The 1,415-nt window shown below is 67.0% G+C and carries 2 protein-coding genes; one reads left to right on the top strand and one right to left on the bottom strand.

The window, feature by feature from the left end:
- Nucleotides 1-220 precede the first annotated feature (220 nt).
- Nucleotides 221-532: a putative quinol monooxygenase gene (locus tag RHODMAR_RS26755; RefSeq protein WP_006247389.1), complete on the bottom strand. Its 312-nt coding sequence runs from the start codon at nt 530-532 to the stop codon at nt 221-223.
- 107 nt (nt 533-639) lie between these two features.
- On the opposite strand from RHODMAR_RS26755, the gene RHODMAR_RS26750 reads away from it, so the two are divergent.
- A partial coding sequence (locus RHODMAR_RS26750) for a DJ-1/PfpI family protein (RefSeq protein WP_042940587.1) occupies nt 640-1,415 on the top strand: 776 nt, incomplete at its 3' end.

Here is a 1,415-nt window from a genome sequence, read left to right as displayed (position 1 = left end):
GGCCTCGCGGGACGGAGGGCAAGTTGACACAGTTGCGCTGCCATGGAACCGCGCTGGCTCTCTCGATGACCACCGGTGAAACAGTGCCGCTCCAGGCTTGCGCCTGGTGTTGCCTGGCCTCCTCGTGATCGGCCCGTCGGGGATCGTCAACGTGGTGCGGGTGTCGAGGCGGTCGGGTCCGACGGCTCGGCGGGGCGCGATCGTCTCGTGCGTTGGCGGACTACGGGAGCTTGGACGCGAGGACGTCGGCCGCCAGGATCTCGGGTGCTGCGCCGAGGAGGTGCTGGTTGGCCATCAGGGCTGCGACGATGGCGCCGTTGGCGTGGGCGTCGCGAGCGGCCTCGTCGGGGAATGCATCGAAGATCCAGAAGGTGTCGGCGTGGGTCCTAGCCGCGAACCAGACAATCGTTCCTACTTCTTCGTTGGCGAGTGCGACAGCGCCGGCGAGCAGATCGGCGAGCGCGTCGTGCTGTCCATCGGCCGCGACGATCTTGGCGACGAAGGCATACGGAAGTGATGCGGGTGTGGACATGAGGGGTTCTCCTTGAAGTCGGGGTTCTTCGTGGGGCGAGTTCAGCCTATGACGAGCGAGGGCCGGTGGGGAGTGGCGTATACGACAGTATTGCTATTGTTCGCGCCATGCGTATCGGACTGATCGCGATCGACGGCTGCTTCGGTTCGGCTGTCGCGTCGGTCATCGACATCGTGCGGGTGGCCGACGGAGCCCGCGGCGATGTCGACCCGCGGATCGACCCGATCGAACTCGCCATCCTCGGACCGAAACGGCGAGTGACCACGACGGCATCGATGACCCTGTCGGTAGACCACCCGCTGTCGGAGTCCGGAGAGTTCGACGTGGTCGTCGTCCCTGCGCTTGGAACCCTCACGGCCGCCGCTACCAACGACGCCCTCCAGAGCCGAGATGCACGTTCGGTCATCGCCTCACTCGGGCGCCTCGACGACGCGACCACCCGGATCGCCGCGGCGTGCACCGGCGTGTTCGCCGTCGCCGAGACTGGACGGATGCATCATCGGCGGGCGACGACCAGCTGGTTCCTGGGGCCGGAGTTCCTGAAGCGCTATCCGACCGTCGCCCTCGATCTCGACACCATGGTCGTGGTCGACGGGAACCTCGTCACCGCCGGCGCCGCGTTCGCCCACATCGACCTCGCGCTCTCACTCGTGCGATCGATCAGCCCCGACCTGGCCCAACATGTCGCCAAGCTCCTCATCATCGACGAGCGTCCGTCGCAGGCGGCCTTCGTCGCCTACGAACATCTCCGGCACGAGGACCCGATCGTCGTCGAGTTCGAACGCTTCGTGCGCGCCCGCCTGGACGAACCGTTCAACGTCGCCTTCGTCGCGCAGTCGCTCGGCACCAGCCGGCGCACCCTCGAACGACGAGTCCGTGCGGC

This window comes from Rhodococcus sp. AW25M09, assembly GCF_000333955.1.
In the GTDB taxonomy this organism is placed as follows: domain Bacteria; phylum Actinomycetota; class Actinomycetes; order Mycobacteriales; family Mycobacteriaceae; genus Rhodococcoides.
Note: the sequence above shows the minus strand (reverse complement) of the source record. Positions and strands in the feature narration are given on the sequence as shown.